Genomic DNA, 2,879 nt, shown 5'->3' with positions numbered 1-2,879 from the left:
AGGCGTTTCTTAACCGCAAAGTGCGCCAAGCACGCAAAGGAAAGCGAGGATTGGGGTAAAGGCCAAACGTCCGTTGTTTTGTTTGCTCTTGGTCGTTCCCCTGGTTCGGCCTTCCTTTGCGTACTTTGCGACCTTTGCGGTTAGAAATGGGCCTTGACACGCCGCCGAACCGGTGTATAGTGGGGAGGACAACTGAATATGGAACCGGGAAAGGGAAGGCGGTGAAAAGCCGCCGCGGTCCCGCCGCTGTAAGCGAGGACGAAAGGCCCAGACCGAGCCACTGCCCTTCGGGGCGGGAAGGCCGGGCCGAGTAGGACGATTCGCAAGCCAGAAGACCGGACCCAGGTTCCAGCAGGCCAGGCATTCCTCGCGGACAGGGAATGGCCGGCCGACGGGTTATCTACCGACCTTCGGCCTCCCACGCGGGGCCGAAGGTTTTTTTCGGTCCCGGCATGGGCGGCGGGGCGTGGATGACCCAAAAACGGGGAAGCACCCGGGGGAGTTCATCCAACGAACCGATGGGCGGATCTGCGCCCGCACGGGGCAGGCGCGTCCGGTCGTGCCGCGGCGACCGGGCCCGGGCGGCCCTGATTACAAGGGAGGATGTGACGATGCGCGCGACACAATGGATGGCGATGGCGGTGGGAGTCTGGCTGGCGGTCTCGGCCGGGGCGACGGCGGGCGTGCAGAGTCTGGGCGGCAGCCTGCCGAACCCGGCGGCAGGGTCGTATTCGACGGTGCTCGCGGCGGATTCGCTGGGGGGCATCTACGCGTGCGACGGCAACGCGCTCTACAAGTACAGCGGCTCCACGTTCACGCCGCTGTACACGGGCATCGTCGCGGCCGGCGGGGTGGCATTCGACCCATCGGCCCTGGCGGTCAGCGCGGACGGGAGCGCGGCGTACGTGGCGAGCGGCTACAGCGGCAAGGTGGTCCGGATTGACCTGGCGGGCGCGACGCCGCTGGCCACCGGACTCTCGAACGCGGGCCTGCCGAGCGGGAGCAATTTCGGCCTCGCCGTAGACCCCATCTACGGGCGGGTGTTCCTGACGGATTCGTGGACGCAGGCGCTGTACGTTCTGGACCCGGCGGGGACGGCTTCGCCGAAGTTGTTGGACAGTTTCGGCGGCACGGGGTGGGCGGGCGGCGGCATCGCCTTTACGCCGGGGGGGGAACTCTTCGTCCCCGTTCCGACCGCGTACTCCGCTTGGCCGAAGGACGACGAGTTCACGGTGGACCTGTACCGATTCAGCCGGTCGTGGCTGGACAGCGTCGCGGCCGGGACAGCGAGCACCGGGGACGGGCAACTCTACGCGACAGGCGTCGTGGTGTCGGGCAGCGGTTCCGTCGCCGCCGACCCCAAGGGGCACATCTACCTCACCGGGGCGGACGCGATCTACGGCATCAACACGGCGGGGAGCCTCATGATCGTGGCGGGCGACCCCGCGCTGAACGCCTGGAACATGTGGGGCTGCGGGTTCATGGGCCTGGCGTACGACGCGAAGGAGGACCGCCTGGTGACGGGCTACGCGGCGTCGTTCGGCGACGCGTTCGGTCTGACGGGCGTCGCGCCGGCGCCGGAACCGGCGACGGCGGGCCTCGTGGCGCTGGGCCTTGTGGCGCTGGCGGCCCGGCTTCGCCAGGGCGGAGCCCCGCTACGCCGGGGCAAAGCCCGGCGGCGAAAGCGATAGGAAGGCGTTCCCGTGGAGAAGCGGCGACGAAAAGCGGGCGGGGGATTCACCCTCGTCGAACTGCTCGTCGTCGTGGCCATCGTCGGGATGCTGATTGCCCTGCTGGTGCCGGCAGTGATCGGGGCGATGGACCTCGCGAATCAAACGGCGTGCGCGTCGAACCTGAGGCAACTCGGGCACGCGATGCAACTGTACCTGAAGGACCACGACGGCGAGTTTTTCCGGCTGCTGACGCAGGAGGCGGACGGCCGCCTGTGGTACTTCGGGTTCGAGGCGTCGAGTTCCCTCGCCCTGGGCGAAGGCAACCGTATCCTGGACCGCACGCGCGGAAAACTCTATCCCTACCTCCAGGCGTCGGAGGCGGTGGAGGTGTGCCCAGCCGTCCCGTTCAGCGGACCCTACAAGCCGAAGTACAAGGGCGCCAACTGGACCTACGGGATCAACTATAACCTGTCGAGCCACGATTCGAGCGGGAACTACGGATGGATCCGTCCGGCGGACGCCACGCGGACGGCGATCTTCGCGGACGCGGCCCAGGTGAACCAGATCCAGGCGCCGGCCTCGCCGACCCATCCGATGGTCGAGGACTGGTATTACATTCAGCCGGGCGTGCGGTACGTTCAGTTCCGGCATCTGGGGCGGGCGAACGTGCTCTTTGCCGACTGGCACGTGGAGGCGGTGGGGCCGGCGGCGGGAAGTTTCGATCCGCGTTTGCCGGAGGCCCGCATCGGGTATTTCGACCCGGCGGAGGTTCTTTTCGCGCCGGGCGGCTCACCCTAGTGCCCTGTCCCTGCTAACTTGAGGGGTGGCACCCTCCGACCGAAGAAGTGCCACTTTTTTGTGCTGCACCCACGGCCCTTCGCGCGTACGAACCGGGGTCAAGTTTTCCGGTCCGTTTGCCGATAATTCTACGTCACCGCCGCAGTTGGCGATTCGTCGGGCGCGCGGGAGGTTCCGGCGAAAGCCGACCCGCGGACTTGCGCAAAGGGTGGGACGATGCCGCGATCACCGGACTCGGCGGAGGACGGTTCGAAAGCAAGGCAGACGCCGTATGTTCTCGGCCTGATTTTCGTCATCCTGGCGGCGGGCATCGTCACTGCCGGCTACTTCTATTACCGAAACTACGAGGAGCAGTACCGCGCCGAGGTGGAGCGCCAACTTTCCGCCATCGCGGAACTGAAAACGCAC

The 2,879-nt window shown here is 66.9% G+C and carries 3 protein-coding genes and 1 riboswitch; all 3 genes read left to right on the top strand.

Features of this window, described 5'->3' with window-relative positions:
- Positions 1-212: 212 nt before the first annotated feature.
- A riboswitch (cobalamin riboswitch) is annotated at positions 213-337 on the top strand.
- 274 nt (positions 338-611) lie between these two features.
- On the top strand, positions 612-1,691 hold the full coding sequence (locus tag NTX40_01440) for a hypothetical protein (GenBank protein ID MCX5647753.1): 1,080 nt from the start codon (positions 612-614) through the stop codon (positions 1,689-1,691).
- Positions 1,692-1,703: 12 nt separating this feature from the next.
- Positions 1,704-2,471 carry a prepilin-type N-terminal cleavage/methylation domain-containing protein gene (locus NTX40_01435; GenBank protein ID MCX5647752.1) on the top strand — a complete coding sequence of 256 codons (768 nt, stop codon included), beginning with the start codon at positions 1,704-1,706 and terminating at the stop codon, positions 2,469-2,471.
- Positions 2,472-2,687: 216 nt separating this feature from the next.
- Positions 2,688-2,879 (top strand): hypothetical protein (locus NTX40_01430; protein MCX5647751.1); only part of this gene is annotated, 192 nt, incomplete at its 3' end.

The sequence above is a fragment of the Planctomycetota bacterium genome (genome assembly GCA_026387035.1).
Taxonomy (GTDB): domain Bacteria; phylum Planctomycetota; class Phycisphaerae; order FEN-1346; family FEN-1346; genus JAPLMM01.
The sequence above is the reverse complement of the archived record's forward strand: the minus strand, read 5'-3'. Positions and strand labels throughout refer to the sequence as shown.

What these genes read in the sequence shown, in the direction of transcription:
- NTX40_01440 (MCX5647753.1), top strand. Translation starts at nt 612, where the DNA reads ATGCGCGCGACACAATGGATGGCGATGGCGGTGGGAGTCTGGCTGGCG.